This window comes from Mesorhizobium sp. B4-1-4, assembly GCF_006439395.2.
Lineage (GTDB): Bacteria > Pseudomonadota > Alphaproteobacteria > Rhizobiales > Rhizobiaceae > Mesorhizobium.
The window spans coordinates 5,211,000-5,228,346 of record NZ_CP083950.1; the positions used below are offsets into that span (position 1 = coordinate 5,211,000).

The window sequence follows — 17,347 nt, forward strand, 5'->3', positions numbered from 1 at the left end:
TAGTCCTGTTGGAGCGAGGACGATAACGATGGAGATTCCACGACAGACCGATGTGCTATCGGGCCGATCCCATTTTTCGAGTCCCGTGATCGAACAGCTGCGGCAAGGCTTACGCGGCGAACTGGTGTTGCCGACAGACCCCACCTACGGCCAGGCGCGTGGGGTCTGGAACGGGGCGATCGACAGACGTCCCGCTGCCATCGTCTTTTGCGCCCATCCCGATGATGTCGTTCTTGCCGTGGCCTATGCCAGGTCACAAGGCTGTCTTGTGGCCGTTCGCAGCGGCGGCCATAACGTTGCCGGTCTGTCCGTCTGCGACGATGGCATGGTGATCGATCTATCCCGCATGAAGAAGATCGTCGTCGATCCCGAGCGCCGCATCGCCAGGGCCGAGGCTGGCCTGAATCTCGGTGAATTCGACGCCGCTACACAGGCCCACGGTCTTGCGACGACCATGGGCGTCAACAGCGACACCGGCATTGCCGGCCTCACGCTCGGCGGCGGCTTCGGCAAGCTTGGACGCAAGCACGGCCTGAGCTGCGATAATCTGATCGCCGCTGAAATCGTCACCGCCGACGGCCGGCTGTTGCGGACAAGCGCCGGCGAGCATCCCGAACTGTTCTGGGGCTTGCATGGCGGCGGCGGCAATTTCGGCATAGTGACGGCATTCGAATACCGGCTGCATCCGCTCGGCCCGGCTCTTCTCGTCGGCTCGGTGCTTCACGCCTACGATCATGCGCGCGAGGCCATGCGGTTTTACGATCGGTTCTCCCGAGAAGCGCCGGACGAGTTGAGCGTCGACGCCGCGCTCGTCACGTTGCCGACGGGCGACCGAGGCTTCAGCATCTCGGCCTGCTATGTCGGGCGACCCGAAGCGGGCGAACCTGTCATCGCACCGCTGATGACATTCGGCTCCCCCATCGAAAGCCGCCTTCAGGCCGTTTCTTATCTTCAGATACAATCGGCGGGCGATAGCCTCTTTCCACGCGGGCGGCGCTATTACTGGAAGGCGCAGTTTCTGCGCGAGATCAGCGACGGTGCGATCGACGCGTTGCTCGACCGTTACGCTGCGGCTCCCAATCGCTCCAGCCTGCTGGTTTTCCAACAGGTCGGCGGAGCCATCGCCCGCGTGCCGGCATCGGATTCGCCCTACGCCAATCGCGACGCGGCTGTCGATTGCTTCCCGATCGCCATCTGGGACGATCCCGCCGATGACGAGGCGAATATAGGCTGGGCGCGCGACCTGTGGAATGCGGTGAGGCCATTCTCTACCGGCGGTGTCTATGCCAACAATCTCGGTGATGAGGGTGACGAGCGCGTGCGGGACGCTTACGGTGGAAACTATGCACGCCTCGCCGCCATCAAGACGCAATACGACCCGACCAATTTCTTCCGACTGAACCAGAATATCAGGCCTGGGTAATTCGCAATCCGTGAGAGAACCTTGCGCAGCCGCTGGACGATCCTGGCTGTCCTGTTCGTCGCCCGCGCGGCAATGGCGTTCCAGTTCCAGAGCGTCGGCGCCGTCGCGCCCCTTGCCGGCGATAGTCTTGGCGCGAGCCTGGCCGACATCGGCGACAAGGCGATCGTTCTCGCCGGCCTGCTGATGATGATGGCGGGTGAATGGCATGACGGCGTGGCCGTCCTGGAGCCCGCCCACAGGCGCATCGGCGATGTATCGGAGGCCGCACGCGCCTTGCGACGCAATTTTGCGATCAAGGGCGTCTATTTGCAGCCGTTTTCGGCGATCGTCGTCTTCCAGTCGGCCGCGATCCCGTCGAGCGTCTCCTTTGCCGATCCCCCATCCTTGAGCAGGTAGGGTGCCAGACGTGCGTTCATCTGATCGACGAGCTTGGCGTAGTAGGGTTCTGCCCAGAAGTCCTTCACCACGAAGAGGCTCTGATAAAACGCTTCATTGTACGGCGTAGCGTTGCGGAACTTCTCCGACTCCAGAATGTGGGCGTCGGCGGTATAGCCGCCAAGGTCCGCCCATTTCTGCTGCGTGTCGTCGCGAGCGAGCCATTCAAGGAACTTCCTGGCTTCCGCCTGTTTGCGCGAATAAGAGACGATCGAAATACCTTGGCCCCCCAGCGCCGTGAATCGATCCCCGCCCGGTCCAGCCGGGCTGGCGAAGAATCCAGTAACGGAGGCGTTCGGATTTATCGCTGGATTCGCCAGCGCCGGAAAGAAGGCGAAGAAGTTCATACTCATTGCCGCCAGCCCCCCGGTGATCGCCAGGTCTTCCTCTCGATTGGTGGTATTACCCCAGTCCGGCGGCGTGAAGGAATAGAGTTCCTTGTAAGCCTCAAGCGCCTTGATGGCTTGCTGCGAGTTAACGATGCCTTCGACCGCACAAGTGCTGTAGTTCCCGAGCTCGCCGCCATAGCTGAACAATTCGGACATGAAGCCCATGATCAGCCCGTCGCCGTGCTGCTCTGTATAGATCGCGACACCATAGCGCGGTGGGTTGGCGTGCGGTCGGTAGAAGAACTCGGCGATGTCGCGCAGCTGCATCCAGGTTTTCGGCGGGGCGAGGTCGTAGCCGTACTTATCTTTGAAGGCCTTCATTTCGGCGGGATCCTCGAACCAATCCTTGCGGTAGGCCCAGCCGACCGCGTCGGCCTCGAGCGGAACGGCCCAGTAGCGTCCGCTGCCCCTTGGATATTCGGAATAATAAGTCATCGACGCCGGGGTCATGACCTTGGTCAGATCGCTCTCCTTCACGAGATCGGTCAACTCGGCGTAGTGACCCTCCGTGGCGCCGGCTCCAAGCCATTGCGAATCGCCGACGACCATGTCGTAGGAATCAGAGTGGGCATTGAACTCCATAAATGCCTTGTCTTGGAAACCGGGCCAGTTCACGGTCTCGACCGTGACCTTGACCCCGGTCTCCTTCTCATACTCGTCGGCGAGCTCCTGCAGATAGTTGGCCGGATCCCATTCTGCCCACAGGATCGTGAGTTCGGTTGTCGCATCAGCCTGGCTGCTAGGCGGCAGCAGTGCAACGCCCGCCAACAGGCCGACCCACATTCGTTTGAGCATGGCTCTCCTCCCTAGGGCACCGCGGTCGCTCCTTGCGGAAGCCGTTGCAGCAGGCGTCCGGCCTCCATCAGGTCAGGCGTGTCGAGGCCTTCGTTGAATGCCGCATAGACCGGTGCGAGCAACTCTCGCGCCTCCTTGTCGCGGCCGTGGTTGGCCCAAAGTCCCGCGAGGCGAAAAGCGGCCCTCAACTCGGCCAGTATCGCGCGCTGCTCACGGGCGGCGGCCAGAGATTGCCGCAAAGGGTCTTCGGCGGCGTCGCCGCGCGGGTCCAGCCGTGACAGCAACTCTCCTTTCGCACTCAACAACTCGGGCAGCTGATATGTGGAGCCTGATTTGGCGAGCGTGTCGAACGCCTGCTCCAGAACGGCCAGTCCCTCGCTTGCGTCGCCGCGCTCGCCGCAGGCCCGCGCTAGCGCGCACAGATAAGCGGCCATCCCCATGTCGGCGCCGGTCGCGGCCATCGCCGCGATCCCATCACGCATCTCGCCAATCCCATCGTCCAACGCACCCAGACCGGCAAGCGCCCAGCCGAAGAAGGCGCGAGCCTGCCCCAGCAGCAGCGGGAGGGCGAACTCGGTACACACCGCAATGGCTTTTTCAGCCCAGCGTCGCGCCTTTCCGGGCTCTCGCCGAAGGAGGTGGACAACGCCGAGGGCCATCTGTGCCTGGGCCAAGCTAAGGGGATGCGAGTCGCGCTGGGCCAGAGCGACAGCTTCCCTTGCCTGCCGGATCGCCTTGTCAGGCTTGCCGCATATGCAGAGCATCTGCGCGTGGAACGACCTGCAACAGACGCCGGGATCGTGCCCAGTATAGCCCCACGCAAGGTGGCGATGCCGCTCGTAGTCGTAGGTTTCAAGGCCATATCTGACAAACGGTTCAGCGGACTCGTACCTGCCGAGATAGAAATTGACGCCCCAGAGTTGATGGTGTGCCTCCAGCAGGTACTCAGAATCGCCGGATGCCTCGGCGAGCTCCACCCCGAGCGTCTTGCACTGCATGGCAAGAGCTTCGGCGGCGCGCAGGTCGCCCGAGATGGTACGGCAGCCACTCTCGCCGCGCACCGCTGCGAACAGCTTGACTTTGTCGCCGAGCCGCGCGGCAAGGTCCCGCGCGGTCGAAAATGCCTGCAGGGGCTCCGGGGCGGCCCAACCTTTGGCGGGGACAAGAGCCGAGCCCATCGCCGTCCACAGTGAAACTTCCTGCCTGAGCCGGGTCTCGGAAGCGGGCAGTGACGCTGTAAGCTCGAGCCCCTTGGCGAAGTGAGCTGCGGCCTCGCGGTTGGCAGACCTTGCCATCGCGCGCTGCCCCGCCCGCAGCCACCATGGCACGCCCTCACCCGCCTGGCCGGCCAGCGTGTAATGCTGCGCGACGGTTTCGGGTTCGGCTTCGGCGATTTCGGCGAACTCGGCTTCGAGCGCTGCAGCAATCCTGCCATGGATTTGCTGGCGCCGGCTCTTCAGCAGGCTCTGGTAGGCGGTGTCGCGCACCAGCGCATGCTTGAACGTATAGGTCGCCTCCGGCGCGACGCCGCCGCGAAACACCAGTTCGGCTTGTTCGAGCTGGTGGAGCGCATCGTCGAGCCGCGCCTGGTCCGCACCGCTCACCGCAGCGAGCAGCCGGTGGCCGAAGATGCGCCCGATGCAGGCACCGATCTGGGCCGTCTCTTTGACCGGCGACAGCCGGTCGAGGCGCGCCATCAGCGAGTCCTGCAGGGTCGAGGGAATTGCCAGGTTGGGCAGCGGCCCTATCGCGAGATAGCGCCCGTCGGCCTCTAGTAGCTGCCCGGAATCGAGGACTGTCCGCGTCAGCTCCTCGACGAACAGCGGTACACCTTCCGTGTTGGCCAGGATCCTGTCGGCAATATCGGGCGGCAGCTTTCTGTTGCCTGCAACGCGCTCTATGATCGCTATGCCGTGTTCCTGTTCGAGCCGTCCGAGCAGCACTGTCTCCACAGACGATAGCGCCGTCCAGTGCGGCTCGAATTCCGGTCGTGCCGTCACCACCAACAGGGCGCGCAGGCCGGCGAGCCGCTCAACCAGCATCCCGAGCCACTCTGCCGTCGTCGGGTCTATCCAGTGGGCGTCTTCGACCAGCACAAGCGCCGGCTTGTTCGCCGACGCCTCGACCAGCCGTATCAACGCCGCCAGCGTGCGCGCCCTGAGTGTCGGCGCGGGCAGTCTGGGCGGCTGGTAGCGTCCGCCTGGGTCGATCGACAATAGGATCGCCAGCAGCGGCAGCGCCTCGTCCGTCTCCATATGGAGCCTGGCGAGCAGTGCCCTGAGTTTGTCGAACCTGCTATCGGCACTGTCGTCACTGAGGAAACCCGCCGCTCGCTCGATATGCGCTATGAGAGGATGCAGCGCGCTGTTCGTATGATAGGCGGAGCAGAAGAAGCGCAGCTCGGCATGCGGTTCGGTGGCAACCCGCTCCGCGAGCGCCGCAATCAGGCGCGACTTGCCGATGCCCGCCTCGCCACTGAGCAGAACGACCCGACCCTCTGCCGCTGTCGCGCGGTGCCAGCGTTCGAGCAGGAGTGCCAGCTCAGGGTCCCGCCCGACCAGAGGTGCAAGCACGGCGTGCCGCGCTTCGAACCGGCTTTCGGCGGCTGTTTCGCCGACGACGCGCCGGCACCGCACCGGAGCGGCAAAGCCCTTCAAAGGGCGCTCACCGAGGTCGGCTGTCGCGAACAGCCCCGCAACCAGCTTTTGCGTCGTGTCGGCGATGATGACTGCGCCTGGCTCTGCGAGTGCCTGCAGCCGGGCCGCGAGGTTGGGCGTGTCTCCGACAACGGCTTCCTCTTGTGCAGCGCCTTCGCCGATCAGGTCGCCGACGACCACCAGTCCCGTGGCGATGCCGACGCGCGCCGCTAGCGGCTTGCCGCCGGGCGCGGTCAGCCGGCCGGTGGCGGAAGCGGCGGCGAGGCCGGCTCGCACCGCGCGCTCGGCGTCATCCTCGTGCGCCTGTGGCCAGCCGAAATAGGCGAGCACGCCGTCGCCCATCAGCTTGGCGACGCGCCCGTCGTAGCGAGCGATCTCTCGCGCAACCACCTGCTGATAGGCGCGAATGACCTCGCGCATGTCTTCCGGGTCGAGCGCCTGCGCAAGCTCGGTCGAGCCAACGAGGTCGACGAACATCACAGTGAGTTGCCGTCGCTCTGCGCGAGAATCCGAAGGGGCGGGCGGGGGCTGGGCCGTTGTGGGCCGGGTCGGACTCTCGGCGAGGGCCGCAATGGCGCTGAGCAATTTGCGCCGATGGCCAATCGACATGACCCCGAGCGCCGTCAGGTCGTCGGCGGTCAGGCTCGGGAGCACCTCTTCATCGATATCTTGGCTGCCGAAGGCGTCGGCATACTCGCCGAGACCGAGGCTCACCAGCCATGCTCGAATATCCACGTGCCTACTCCCAGGCGGTGGAAGCTTTGCCCGAGCACTATATCGCAAACACTAAGTAGGGTCGCGCCTCTTATGCGAGGAGCAGTATCATCTTTGGGCCGCCCACAAGTCAGTCGAGTTGAGCCGTCCAGGCGTCTTCTTCGGGTCGGAAGCAGACGCAGATGCCCAGTTTTGTTCCAGTGCTGGGGAAAATGTCGCGCCAAATCAGTATGTCACGATTGGCGCGCCCGAAGAGATTCGAACTCCTGACCCCCAGATTCGTAGTCTGGTGCTCTATCCAGCTGAGCTACGGGCGCGCAACAGGCCGTGTTTTCAACGGCCCGCGATCCGATCCGAAAGACCGGCCGCGAATGTGTGCAGTTCCCTAACGACTGAAATCGCGAAAAGCAAGCCGATCCGGCAAAAGTTTTGTCGCGGTCCTGTCATCCAGCGATGACGGCCCCGATTCCGGGGCTTTGAGGCTGTCGAGAGCCGGTCTGGTTTCAAACTGGGAGGAAAGGAGCTCTCGGGGAAGGTCATCGAAGTGTCACGTCCGACGCGCCTCGGCGCAAGCGGTCACGCTGGGCGGCGCAGGCTGCCTCGGGCCTGGTCGAGCCGCACCGGCTGGTCGGGGATGGTCACGGCGAAAGTGGTGCGCCCGCCAATGCTCTCGACCAGCTCCACCGTGCCGCCATGCGCCCGGATCAGTTCATGCGCGATCGCCAGGCCAAGGCCGGTTCCGCCGCTGCGCGCCGAGCCGCGGAATGCCGCGAACAGGTTCTCGCGCGCTTTCGGCGGCAGGCCGGGGCCGGTGTCGGTGACGGCGATGCGGCTGACGCTGCCTATCCGCTCGGCCGACACGGCCAGCCGGCGCACGACGGCGCTCTCGGTGTCGGCCGCCATCGCCTGCACCGCGTTGCGGCACAGATTGGTCAGCACCCGGAACAACTGGTCGGAATCGGCATCCACCTCGAACGCCGTCTCGACGGCGTTGATGAACTCGATGCCCTGTTCGATGTCGAGCAGGCCATGCACGTCCTCGACCAGCTGGCGCAGCCTCACCCGGCGGCGCGAAGGTGGCGGCTCCTGCGTGCGGCCATAGGCCAGCACGCCTTCCGAATAGGAGACGGCCCGGTCGAGCGTGCGCAGAAGCTTCGGCGCGAAGGCCTGCACGGTCGGATCCTTGACCTGGCGCAGGCGGTCCGAAATCAGTTGCGCCGAGGACAGGATGTTGCGCATGTCGTGGTTGATCTTCGACACGGCAAGGCCAAGGTCGGCCAGGTGCTTCTGTTCGGAAAGCATCTTTTGCAGCCGTATCTGCATCTGCGACAGCTCGCGTTCGGCGACGCCGATTTCGTCGGCGCGGTCGGCGGGATGGATGATGCGCGCAGGGTCGTCGGGGGCCTCGGAGAAGGTCAGCATCGAGCGCGTCATGGTGCGGATCGGCCCGATCATGATCAGGTCGATCGCGGCATAGACCAGCATGGCCGTGAACAGCGAGATCAGCAGCGAGACGAAGGCGACGTTGCGCGAATAGATCAGCATGGCCTTGCGCAGACTGTAGTCCGGCATGATCAGCTCGAATTCCTTGTCGCTCTCGCCGACCGGCCCGAAAACGCGCAGCATGCGGTCGCCGCCGAAGAACAGCGTGTCGAGCGCGCCGGTCATGCCCTTGATCATGCCGACATTGGCGAGGTCGATATGGGAATCGACCTGCGGCGGCATGTCGGCCACCACCAGAAGCCGCGACACGCCGCCGTCGCGCACCGCGATCGCCTTGGCGCCGATCGCCATCAGCACGTCGTTCTGGGCCGCGCGCGACAAGGAGGTCGATTCGCCCTGCACCAGCACGATCGACACGGCGGCGGCGGTGCTCAGCCGCTCCTTGAGCCAGCTCAACCGGTAGCTGGCGATCCAGGGCAGGAAGATGAGCACTTCGGCCAGCAGCACGAAAACGATCGTCAGCAGCAGCAGCTTTGTCGACAGTCCGCGCGACAGCGGCACCGTGCGGACGGCGGCTGGCGCCGTTCCGGTCCCTTCACCCGCTTGGCTGGTTTCGCTCATGCGACTCTGTCTTCACAATCACTTGATCAGCCAAGATTAGGCGATTACGGCTTTTTTGCCAATTTTATCCTTGGTCGGAACATTAAATTTGCGCCAGATGGCCTGCCGCCTTGGCGAGACGACGCCGGATTGACTTTAAAAACCCTTCTTTCTATAAGCCCGCTCACGCTCGGGCCATTCGTCCCGGCGCGGTTTCGATCGCGCCAAAACCGGCCCGGCAAAGCTCCTGTTACAAAGTGACAGAATCAAGAAGGGCCGCACCCCGCGGTATTAAAACAAATGAAGCGTACCTACCAACCGTCCAAACTCGTCCGCAAACGTCGGCACGGCTTCCGTGCCCGCATGGCCACCAAGGGTGGCCGTGGCGTCGTCGCGGCTCGCCGCAACCGCGGCCGCAAGCGGCTCAGCGCCTAAGCGAGACGAGATCGTTGCCCGCAACCGGCAAGCCAGTGGGGCAAAATCCCAAGCGGCTTCTGAAGCGCGCGGAATTCCTGGCCGTCCGCCGTGGTGAAAAGCGCCGCGGGCGGTTCTTCCTCGTCGAGGTCCTCGACCGCGACGACGGCGGGATGCCGCGTGTCGGCTACACCGTCACCAAGAAGGTCGGCAAAGCCGTTGTGCGCAACCGCATCAGGCGGCGGCTGAAAGAAGCCGTCCGCGTCCACGCGGCCGATGACATGATGCCCGGCAATGATTATGTCATCGTCGGGCGCGACGATGCGCTGCGCGCCCCCTTCGGCCAGTTGAAGGCCGAACTCTCCCGCCGACTTCGCGGAACACGATAGGCCAAAGGCTCTCGATGGAAAACAACCGGAACTTCTTCATCACCATCGCGCTGTCGGTGCTGATCCTGACTTTGTGGCAGGTTTTCTACATGAACCCGCGCGTCGAACAGCAGCGCGAGGCCGCCAAGGTCGAGCAGCAGCGCGTGCAAGAGCAGAAGAAGGCGGCCGAGGCCGTCAATCCGGGGGCTGGAACGCCGGCGCCGGCGCCGGGCAGCATTCCCAACGCGCCCGGCGGTGATGCCGTCACGGCTGCCAGCCGCGATCAGGCCTTGGCGGCTTCCAAGCGCGTCAAGATCGACACGCCGAGCCTGATGGGTTCGATCAACCTGACCGGCGCACGCCTCGACGACCTCAGGCTCAAGCACTACACCGAAACCGTCGACAAGAATTCGCCCGAGATCGAGCTTCTCAACCCGCAGGTCCTGCCCACCGGCTATTTCGCCGAGATCGGTTTCGTGGGCAACGACAAGACGGGCACGGTACCGGGTGCGGAAACTGTGTGGAGCGTGGACGGCAACCCGACGCTGACCCCCTCGACGCCGGTGACGCTCACCTACACCAATGACAAGGGCCTGACCTTCAAGCGTACGGTATCCGTCGACAATGACTACATGTTCACGGTCTCGGACACGGTGCAGAACTCAGGCAGCAGCGCGGTTTCGCTGTTCAACTACGGCCGTGTCACGCGCTATGACAAGCCGGCCGTCGCCAGCACCTACGTGCTACATGAAGGCCTGATCGGCGTTACCGGCACCGAGGGTCTGGCGGAATACAAATACTCCAAGATCGAGTCGGACAAGCAGATCACGCCGGGCAAGTCGACCGACGGCTGGCTCGGCATTACCGACAAATACTGGGCCGTCACCTTGGTACCGACCGAGAAGCAGCCTTTCCAGCCGCGCTACGCCTATTTCGAGGATGGCCGCCATCGCTATCAGTCCGACTTCCTGACCGACCCGATCAACGTCGAGGCCGGCCAGTCGGCGACCGTCGAGACGGAAATCTTCGCCGGCGCCAAGGAAGTCGCCAAGATCAATGCCTATGAGGCGGACCGCCACATTCGCCAGTTCAACCTTGTGATCGACTGGGGCTGGTTCTACTTCATCACCAAGCCGATGTTCTGGCTGATCGATACGCTCTACAAATTCTTCGGCAATTTCGGCCTGGCGATCCTCGCCACCACCGTCATCGTCAAAGCCATCTTCTTCCCGCTCGCCAACAAGTCCTATGCGTCGATGGCGAACATGAAGAAGGTGCAGCCGAAGATGCTCGAAATCCGCGAGAAATACGCGGACGACAAGATGAAGCAGCAGCAGGCGATGATGGAGCTCTACAAGACCGAGAAGATCAATCCGCTTGCCGGCTGCTGGCCGGTGGCGCTGCAGATCCCGGTCTTCTTCTCACTCTACAAGGTGCTCTACATCACCATCGAGATGCGGCACGCGCCATTCTTCGGCTGGATCCACGATCTTGCGGCGCCCGATCCGACGTCGATCTTCAACCTGTTCGGTCTGCTGCCCTTCGCGGCACCTGCATTCCTGCCGCATATGGGCGCCTGGGCGGTTGTCATGGGCATCACCATGTTCCTGCAGATGCGCATGAACCCGACGCCGCCGGACCCGACGCAGGCCGCGATCTTCACCTGGATGCCGGTGATCTTCACCTTCATGATGGGCAGTTTCCCGGCCGGCCTCGTCATCTACTGGGCCTGGAACAACACGCTGTCGATCCTGCAGCAGGGCGTGATCATGAAACGCCAGGGCGCCAAGATCGAACTGTGGGACAATCTGATGGCCCTGTTCCGCAAGAAACCGTCGCCGGCGGAATAGAGGGCTTCTTTGGCAAAGAGCCCGCCCCGGCAAACCGAACCATAAAGTTGGGCGGTTTGGACCAGAGCAGATTTGATGGCTGGGTCCTGTGTTCTACAGGGCTCAGCCTTTAGTTTCAGTGATGCAGCGCGCGACGCCGTGGCCCGGCAAGCGATGGGGACAAGGGACCGAGCCGGCATCTTCCTCGCCTCCCCCTCATTACCGCAAATCGAACCTCGCTACTGCCGGATTGTCCGTATGGAACTTATCCTGCGTTCAAGAGTTCGCGCACAAGGCTCCCTAAAAGCTCCCGCGTGGGAGGATCAGGTCGACGCGCCCGTTAAAATTCAAGGCAGTGCAGCGGATCGACCTCATCACATGCCACTTGCAGCGAGGCATTCCGATGAGCAGCAACATTCACCCAAAGACACGCAAGGTCACCGACAAGGATTTGAAGCAGAATCCCGGCATTGGCGCCTCCAGGGGCACGATCAAAGGTGGCAATCTTCTCGACGAGGACGAGGAACTGGACGGCGAAAACACTTTTGAGGGAGATGTCGAAAACGACACCACACCGCAAGGCGGTGTCAATCCCCGTCAGACCGGGCGAACCAATGAATAAGAGCCGGCACGACCGGCGTCGAGCCTGCAGAGGAAGACCGGCAGCGATGGTCCGGGGCCGGAAGCCGGGAGAGCGGATACCGCGGAAATGAGTTCGCTCGTCAATAACGTCACGTCGACCCGATCAACCGCCTGATTGGAGGCTGTCATGCTGGATTTCGAGCACGCCAGGCATCGGATGGTGGAGGCGCACATCGCGCGCCGGGGTGTGCGTGACAAGCGGGTTCTGAATGCGGTGCGCCGGGTCGCGCGGGAGCAATTCGTCGACGAAGGTTTTGAGGAATTCGCCTATGAGGACAGCCCGTTGCCGATCGGCAGCGGACAGACGATCTCGCAACCCTTCATCGTGGCGAAAATGGCTGAGATGGCCGAGATCGAGGCTACCGATCGCGTGCTGGAAATCGGCACCGGCTCGGGCTACGCGGCAGCCGTACTGGCCGAACTTGCTGAACACGTTTTCACCATCGAGCGGCACCGATCGCTCGCGCAACAGGCGGAGCGGCGGCTCAATGCCGCGGGTTACCGAAACGTCGAGGTCAGGGTCGGCGACGGCACGAAAGGCTGGCAGGAAAAGGCACCCTTCGACGCTATCGTCGTCGCGGCCGCCGGCAAATCCATTCCCCTCGGCTTGCAGGAGCAGTTGGAGATCGGCGGCAGGCTGATCATTCCGGTCGGTGAAGACCCTTACTCCCAGCGGCTCGTTCGGCTGACGCGGATTGCGGCAAACAAGTTCGAGGAGGAGGACCTCGGCGGTGTCATGTTCGTGCCGCTGATCGGCGAGCATGGCGGGCAGGAAGAAAGCACGCGGTCGGCGCGCGAGGTACGCCCTCCTCCATTGCCGCAGCAAATCGCGCGGGCGGCCGAAGATCTGCCGCCGATCGACGATCCGGCCTTCGGCGCGATGTTCGACCGGTTCGGCAGCCGGCGCGTCGTCTTGCTCGGGGAAGCCAGCCACGGCACTTCGGAATTTTATCGTGCGCGCGCGGCGGTCACCCGGCGCCTCCTCCAGCGACACGGGTTCACCATCGTGGCCGTCGAGGCGGACTGGCCGGATGCCGCGCAGATCAATCGATATGTTCGCGCAGAGGAACGGCAGTCGGATGCGCAGCCGCCTTTCCAGCGCTTCCCGACCTGGATGTGGCGCAACACCGAGGTGGCCGCATTCATCGGCTGGCTGCGTGAATACAACCGGGATGTGCCCGATCATGCGCGGAAAGCAGGCTTCTACGGACTGGATCTCTACAATATGAGCGGCTCGATCGCCACGGTGCTTGCCTACCTGGAAAAGGTCGATCCCGAAGCGGCCGCGGTCGCGCGCGAGCGCTATGGCTGTCTGATGCCTTGGCAGAACGAGCCCACCACCTACGGACGCGCGGCGCTGCGGCCGGGCTACAGAACCTGCGAAGAGGCCGTCGTGCGGCAGTGCATGGATCTGTTCGAACGATCCATGGCGGAGGGCGACGGCGATCTCCTCGACGCCAAGCAGAGTGCACGTCTGGTCGCATCGGCCGAGCGGTACTACCGCGTGATGTATTATGGTGGCGCCGAGACCTGGAATCTCCGCGATCGGCACATGTTCGAAACGCTCGATCAGCTTCTCGAAGCGCAAGGACCGGATTCGAAGGCCGTGGTGTGGGCGCATAACTCGCATATCGGCGATGCGCGGCATACCGATATGGGCACTGTCCGCGACGAGCTCAACATCGGCCAGCTCTGCCGGGAACGCTTCGGTGCCCGGGCGGCGCTGATCGGCTTCGGAACAGATACCGGTACTGTCGCCTGCGCCTCGGATTGGGACGGTGAGATGGAGGTGAAGGATGTGAATCCTTCGCTACCGCACAGCTTCGAGCGGATGTGCCACGACAGCGGCAAACCTTCGTTCCTGCTGGATTTTGGGCGCCATGGCCAGCTCGGCGCCGATCTGGCGGCGCCGAGGCCGGAACGCTATATCGGCGTCATCTACCGGCCGGAGACCGAACGGCTCAGCCATTACATGGACTCGTCCGTCTCCCTCCAATTCGATGCCTTCGTCTGGTTCGATCGAACGTCCGCGGTCACGCCGCTCGCCATGTCGGCCGACAGCACCGGCAAGGTACCGGATACATTCCCCTTCGGCATCTGAGGTCCGGAACTTCATTCCAGTGCATTGGCGGGTCCTGTCGAAAAAGCCTGGTTCCGTCCGGGCTTTTTTGGGGGGCGGGCATCTGTTCCCGTGATCGGCGAAACTGAAAAGCACGCGCGCGGCGTGACTGCTTGTGCGCTTCCAAAGGCTGTCAATTCGTCGCCGCGCGATACCCCGACGCAATCAGCCGGGTCCTGGCCTCACTCCATGACGGCGCTGTGGTCGATCTTGGCCGGCGTCCCGGGCTTGCGCAGCAGGAGCACCAGCGGAATAGCGGCCAGCGACAGGATCATCATCAGCTTGAAGTCGTTCATGTAGCTGATGATCGTCGCCTGCAGCGTCACCACGCCGTCCAGCGCCGCGCGGCCGGCGGCGGTGTAGGGGCTCATCGCCTGGGCGATCGCCGGATTGCCGAACGCCTGGTTGAAGGGCGTCACATAGGTGGCGATGTTGGCATGGTTGATCTGCACGTTCTGCGTCAGCAGAGCGGTGACGACCGATATGCCGACGCTGGAGCCGATATTTCGCGACAGATTGTAGAGCCCGGTGCCTTCCGCGCGCCGCTCCGGCGCCAGCGTGGCGAAGGTGATGGTGGTCAGCGGCACGAACAGGAAGCCCAGTCCGGCGCCCTGGATGAAGCCGGTGCTGACGATCGTCCATTGCGACACGTCGGGTGTCCAGCCGGTCATGTCGTACATCGCCCAAGCGGTGACCAGCAGGCCGGTCAACAGCAGCCAGCGCGTGTCGACCTTGCCGACCAGCCGGCCGACGAGGAACATGCACGCCATGGTGCCGAGGCCGCGTGGGCCCATGACGATGCCGGCCGTTACCACCGGATATCCCATCAGCGTCTGAAGATAAGGCGTCATCAACGCCAGCGAGGCGAGATAGGTGATGCCGATGATGAAGATGAAGACCATGCCGACGGCGAAATTCCGGTCGAGGAAGAGCCTCGGGTTCACGAAGGTGTTGCGGCCGGTGAAGGTGTGGACGAGGAAGATATAGAAGGCGGACGCGCAGATCAGCGCCTCGACGATGATCTCGGATGACGAGAACCAGTTGAGCTGCTCGCCGCGATCGAGAAACATCTGCAGGGCCGCGATGGTGATGCTGAGCATGCCGAAGCCCAGCCAGTCCAGCCTGGCCTTGAAGTCCAGCTTCGTTTCCAGGACGAACATCGACACGCCGGCGAAGGCCAGCGCCCCGATCGGCACGTTGATGTAGAACACCCAGCGCCAGCTGACATTTTCGGTCAGCCAGCCGCCGATGACCGGGCCCAGCACCGGCCCGACCATCACCGAAACGCCGAACAGCGCCATCGCCGAGCCGCGCTCTTCCACGCTGTAGATATCGAGCAGGATGCTCTGTGACAGCGGCACCAGGGCCGCGCCGAACAGGCCTTGCAGCAGGCGGAAGCCGACGATCTGCGGCAGCGACTGCGCGAAACCGCACAGCACCGAGGCGACCACGAAGCCGGTGATCGAGGTCAAGAGGATACGCTTGCGGCCGAAACGGTTGGCAAGGTAGCCTGAGGGCGGCGTCATGACCGCGGCCGCGACGATATAGGAAGTCAGTACCCAGTTGATCTGGTCGGCGCTCGCCGAGACGCTGCCCTGGATGTAGGGCAGCGCCACATTGGCGATGGTCGTGTCCAGCGCCTGCATGATGACGGCCAGGATCACGCAAGCTGTGATGGCGCCGCGATTGGCGACCACCGGTGTGCCTCCCGTAGCGGCCGCGCTGGTCATGACTTTTGTCCGAAGCTCTTCAGGAGGTTGGTGACGAAGTCCGGCAGGCCGCGCGCATGGCCGGTGTCGACATCGACCACGACGCTCATGCCACCCCGCAGCGGCGGTTTGCCCCCGATATCGTCCACGGCCACGCGCATCGGGATGCGCTGCACGACCTTGACCCAGTTGCCGGTGGTGTTCTGGGCCGGCAGCAGCGAGAAGCTCGACGACGAGGCGGGGCTGATCGAGGCAACCGTGCCGTGCCACACGGCACCCGGATAGGTATCGACGCTGATCGTTGCCGTCTGTCCCGGCCTGACATAGGTCAGCTCGGTTTCCTTGGGCTCGGCCGCGATCCACAGATCGGTCGACGAAACCAGGCTGAAGGCCGGCTGCGAAGCCGGCAGATACTTGCCGACCTGAAGCGCATCGACATTGGTGACGATGCCGTCAAAGGGAGCCTTGACCACGGCATCGGTGAGGTTGCGCTGTGCATCGTCGACGCCCGACTGAGCCTGCAGGTAAAACGGGTTCTTCTCCACCGGCTGGTTGGCGTCGCCGCCGAGCTGGGCAAGCATGGCCTGAGCCTGTGACTTGGCAACGGACACTTTCTGGCGCGCCGCGACGAGGTCGTGCTGGGCGCTGTCGAAGGACGCCTTCGAGGCGGTGGAGGTCTTGAGCAGATTCTGCTGCCGCTGGAAGGCGGCCTCGTAATAAGGAATGTCGGCCTCGGCCTGCTCGATCTGCGCCAGCGACTGCTGGTAGCTCGCCTGCAAGGTCAGCACCTGGTTGCGCACGGTTCCGAGCTGGGCTTGGGCGGCGGCGAGCGTGGTTTCGAAAGAAGCCGGCCGCAAACGGAAGAGCACGTCACCCTTCTTCACAGCCTGATTCTCGTGCACGTCGATTTCCTGCACGGTGCCGGAGACGTCGGTTGACACGCCGAGCGACTGGGCCTGGATATAGGCATTGTCGGTCGTCATCACCTGGCCGCCGGTGACATAGTAATAGCCGCCGACCACCAGCGCGACGGGCAGCAAGGCAAAGAGCACCGGCCGCGTCAGGCCGCGCCTCGGCTTGACCGGCCCGGGAGCGACAGCCGCGACCGGGGCCTGCCGTGGCTGCGGCTCCCTGGACGGAGCCTCGAGCGCCGCCGGCTCCAGGGCGACCGGCGCTTCCAGCTCGTCATTGTCGATGACGACGTTGCCGCGCCTTTGTTCGCGCTCGCTGTCCAGCCGGATGACCTGGTCGCTGGCTCTTTCGCCGACACCTTCTTTGTCAGCAGGCTTCTTGGGTGATGTTGATTCAGCCATGTACTTTCTCCCGGTCGACGGCTGGCTGGGCGCAAGCCGCGAGCAGATTGGATTTGATCAAGCTTAGGGTTTGCAGCAGATGCTGCCGTGCATCCGACGAAAGGCCGGCGAAGGCCTCGTCTCGTGTTTTCTGGCCGTTGCCGCGCATGAGCTCGAGCAGCGGATGGGCCTGCGGCGTCAGATAAAGCAGCCAGGCCCTGCGGTCGGCTGGATTGGGCCGGCGCTCGATGAAGCCCCGGGCTTCCATCTTGTCCAGCAACCGGGCGAGTGTGATCGGCATGATCTCGATGAAGTCGGCGAGCTTGTTCTGGTGAACGCCTTCATGCAGCGAAAGATAGGCCAGTACCTGCCATTGAGCCCGCGTCAGCCCCGATGCGCGTGAACGCTGCTCGAACCGCTTTCGAAGCAGACGCGCGACATCGTGCAGCACGAAGCTGATATTGGAGGAGGAGGACATGGGAGGAGATCAGGGTCTGCCGACAACTTTTAGTGAGCAT

13 protein-coding genes and 1 tRNA gene are annotated in these 17,347 nt (G+C 63.6%); 7 read left to right on the forward strand and 7 right to left on the reverse strand.

Features of this window, described 5'->3' with window-relative positions; genetic code table 11:
* Positions 1-28 precede the first annotated feature (28 nt).
* Positions 29-1,423: an FAD-binding oxidoreductase gene (locus FJW03_RS25095; protein ID WP_140765361.1), complete on the forward strand. Its 1,395-nt coding sequence runs from the start codon at positions 29-31 to the stop codon at positions 1,421-1,423.
* 21 nt (positions 1,424-1,444) lie between these two features.
* Positions 1,445-1,819 (forward strand): hypothetical protein, encoded by a 375-nt coding sequence (locus FJW03_RS25100; protein ID WP_226890464.1) that lies wholly within the window; start codon positions 1,445-1,447, stop codon positions 1,817-1,819.
* On the opposite strand, the gene FJW03_RS25105 is transcribed toward FJW03_RS25100, so the two are convergent.
* The 4 genes from FJW03_RS25105 to FJW03_RS25120 form a co-directional block, all read right to left on the reverse strand.
* Positions 1,726-3,042 carry an ABC transporter substrate-binding protein gene (locus FJW03_RS25105; RefSeq protein ID WP_140765359.1) on the reverse strand — a complete coding sequence of 439 codons (1,317 nt, stop codon included), beginning with the start codon at positions 3,040-3,042 and terminating at the stop codon, positions 1,726-1,728. The two genes, FJW03_RS25100 and FJW03_RS25105, sit on opposite strands and share 94 nt — an antisense overlap.
* Before the next feature lie 11 nt (positions 3,043-3,053).
* The gene (locus tag FJW03_RS25110; RefSeq protein ID WP_140765357.1) at positions 3,054-6,434 is read right to left on the reverse strand and encodes an AAA family ATPase; all 3,381 of its coding nucleotides are present in this window, start codon (positions 6,432-6,434) and stop codon (positions 3,054-3,056) included.
* Between the two features lie 219 nt (positions 6,435-6,653).
* Positions 6,654-6,730: transfer RNA gene (locus FJW03_RS25115), tRNA-Arg, on the reverse strand.
* Between the two features lie 259 nt (positions 6,731-6,989).
* On the reverse strand, positions 6,990-8,477 hold the full coding sequence (locus tag FJW03_RS25120) for an ATP-binding protein (protein WP_140609841.1): 1,488 nt from the start codon (positions 8,475-8,477) through the stop codon (positions 6,990-6,992).
* A gap of 279 nt (positions 8,478-8,756) precedes the next feature.
* Between FJW03_RS25120 and rpmH the strand changes: the two genes are divergently transcribed.
* The 5 genes from rpmH to FJW03_RS25145 all read left to right on the forward strand — a co-directional run bounded on the left by rpmH (position 8,757) and on the right by FJW03_RS25145 (position 13,810).
* Positions 8,757-8,891: a 50S ribosomal protein L34 gene (gene rpmH / locus FJW03_RS25125; protein ID WP_008833937.1), complete on the forward strand. Its 135-nt coding sequence runs from the start codon at positions 8,757-8,759 to the stop codon at positions 8,889-8,891.
* A gap of 14 nt (positions 8,892-8,905) precedes the next feature.
* Positions 8,906-9,259 carry a ribonuclease P protein component gene (gene rnpA, locus FJW03_RS25130; protein WP_140609842.1) on the forward strand — a complete coding sequence of 118 codons (354 nt, stop codon included), beginning with the start codon at positions 8,906-8,908 and terminating at the stop codon, positions 9,257-9,259.
* A 14-nt stretch (positions 9,260-9,273) separates the two neighbouring features.
* Positions 9,274-11,088: a membrane protein insertase YidC gene (gene yidC / locus FJW03_RS25135; RefSeq protein ID WP_140765355.1), complete on the forward strand. Its 1,815-nt coding sequence runs from the start codon at positions 9,274-9,276 to the stop codon at positions 11,086-11,088.
* Positions 11,089-11,470: 382 nt separating this feature from the next.
* Positions 11,471-11,689 carry a hypothetical protein gene (locus FJW03_RS25140; RefSeq protein ID WP_140609844.1) on the forward strand — a complete coding sequence of 73 codons (219 nt, stop codon included), beginning with the start codon at positions 11,471-11,473 and terminating at the stop codon, positions 11,687-11,689.
* A gap of 147 nt (positions 11,690-11,836) precedes the next feature.
* Complete coding sequence (locus FJW03_RS25145; RefSeq protein WP_140609845.1) at positions 11,837-13,810, forward strand: protein-L-isoaspartate(D-aspartate) O-methyltransferase; 1,974 nt, start codon at positions 11,837-11,839, stop codon at positions 13,808-13,810.
* A 200-nt stretch (positions 13,811-14,010) separates the two neighbouring features.
* Here the strand turns inward: FJW03_RS25145 and FJW03_RS25150 are convergent, their stop codons facing one another.
* From FJW03_RS25150 to FJW03_RS25160, 3 genes are read right to left on the reverse strand one after another with little or no spacing between them, the layout of a single operon-like run.
* Positions 14,011-15,558: a DHA2 family efflux MFS transporter permease subunit gene (locus FJW03_RS25150; protein WP_140765353.1), complete on the reverse strand. Its 1,548-nt coding sequence runs from the start codon at positions 15,556-15,558 to the stop codon at positions 14,011-14,013.
* Entirely contained in the window at positions 15,555-16,850 is a 1,296-nt protein-coding gene (locus FJW03_RS25155) for an HlyD family secretion protein (protein ID WP_140765351.1), read from the reverse strand. Before FJW03_RS25155 ends, FJW03_RS25150 begins: the two co-directional genes overlap by 4 nt.
* A complete protein-coding gene (locus FJW03_RS25160; protein ID WP_140765349.1) occupies positions 16,843-17,307 on the reverse strand; it encodes a MarR family winged helix-turn-helix transcriptional regulator in 465 nt (154 codons plus the stop codon). The genes FJW03_RS25155 and FJW03_RS25160 overlap by 8 nt, the downstream gene beginning before the upstream one ends.
* Between the last annotated feature and the right edge of the window lie 40 nt (positions 17,308-17,347).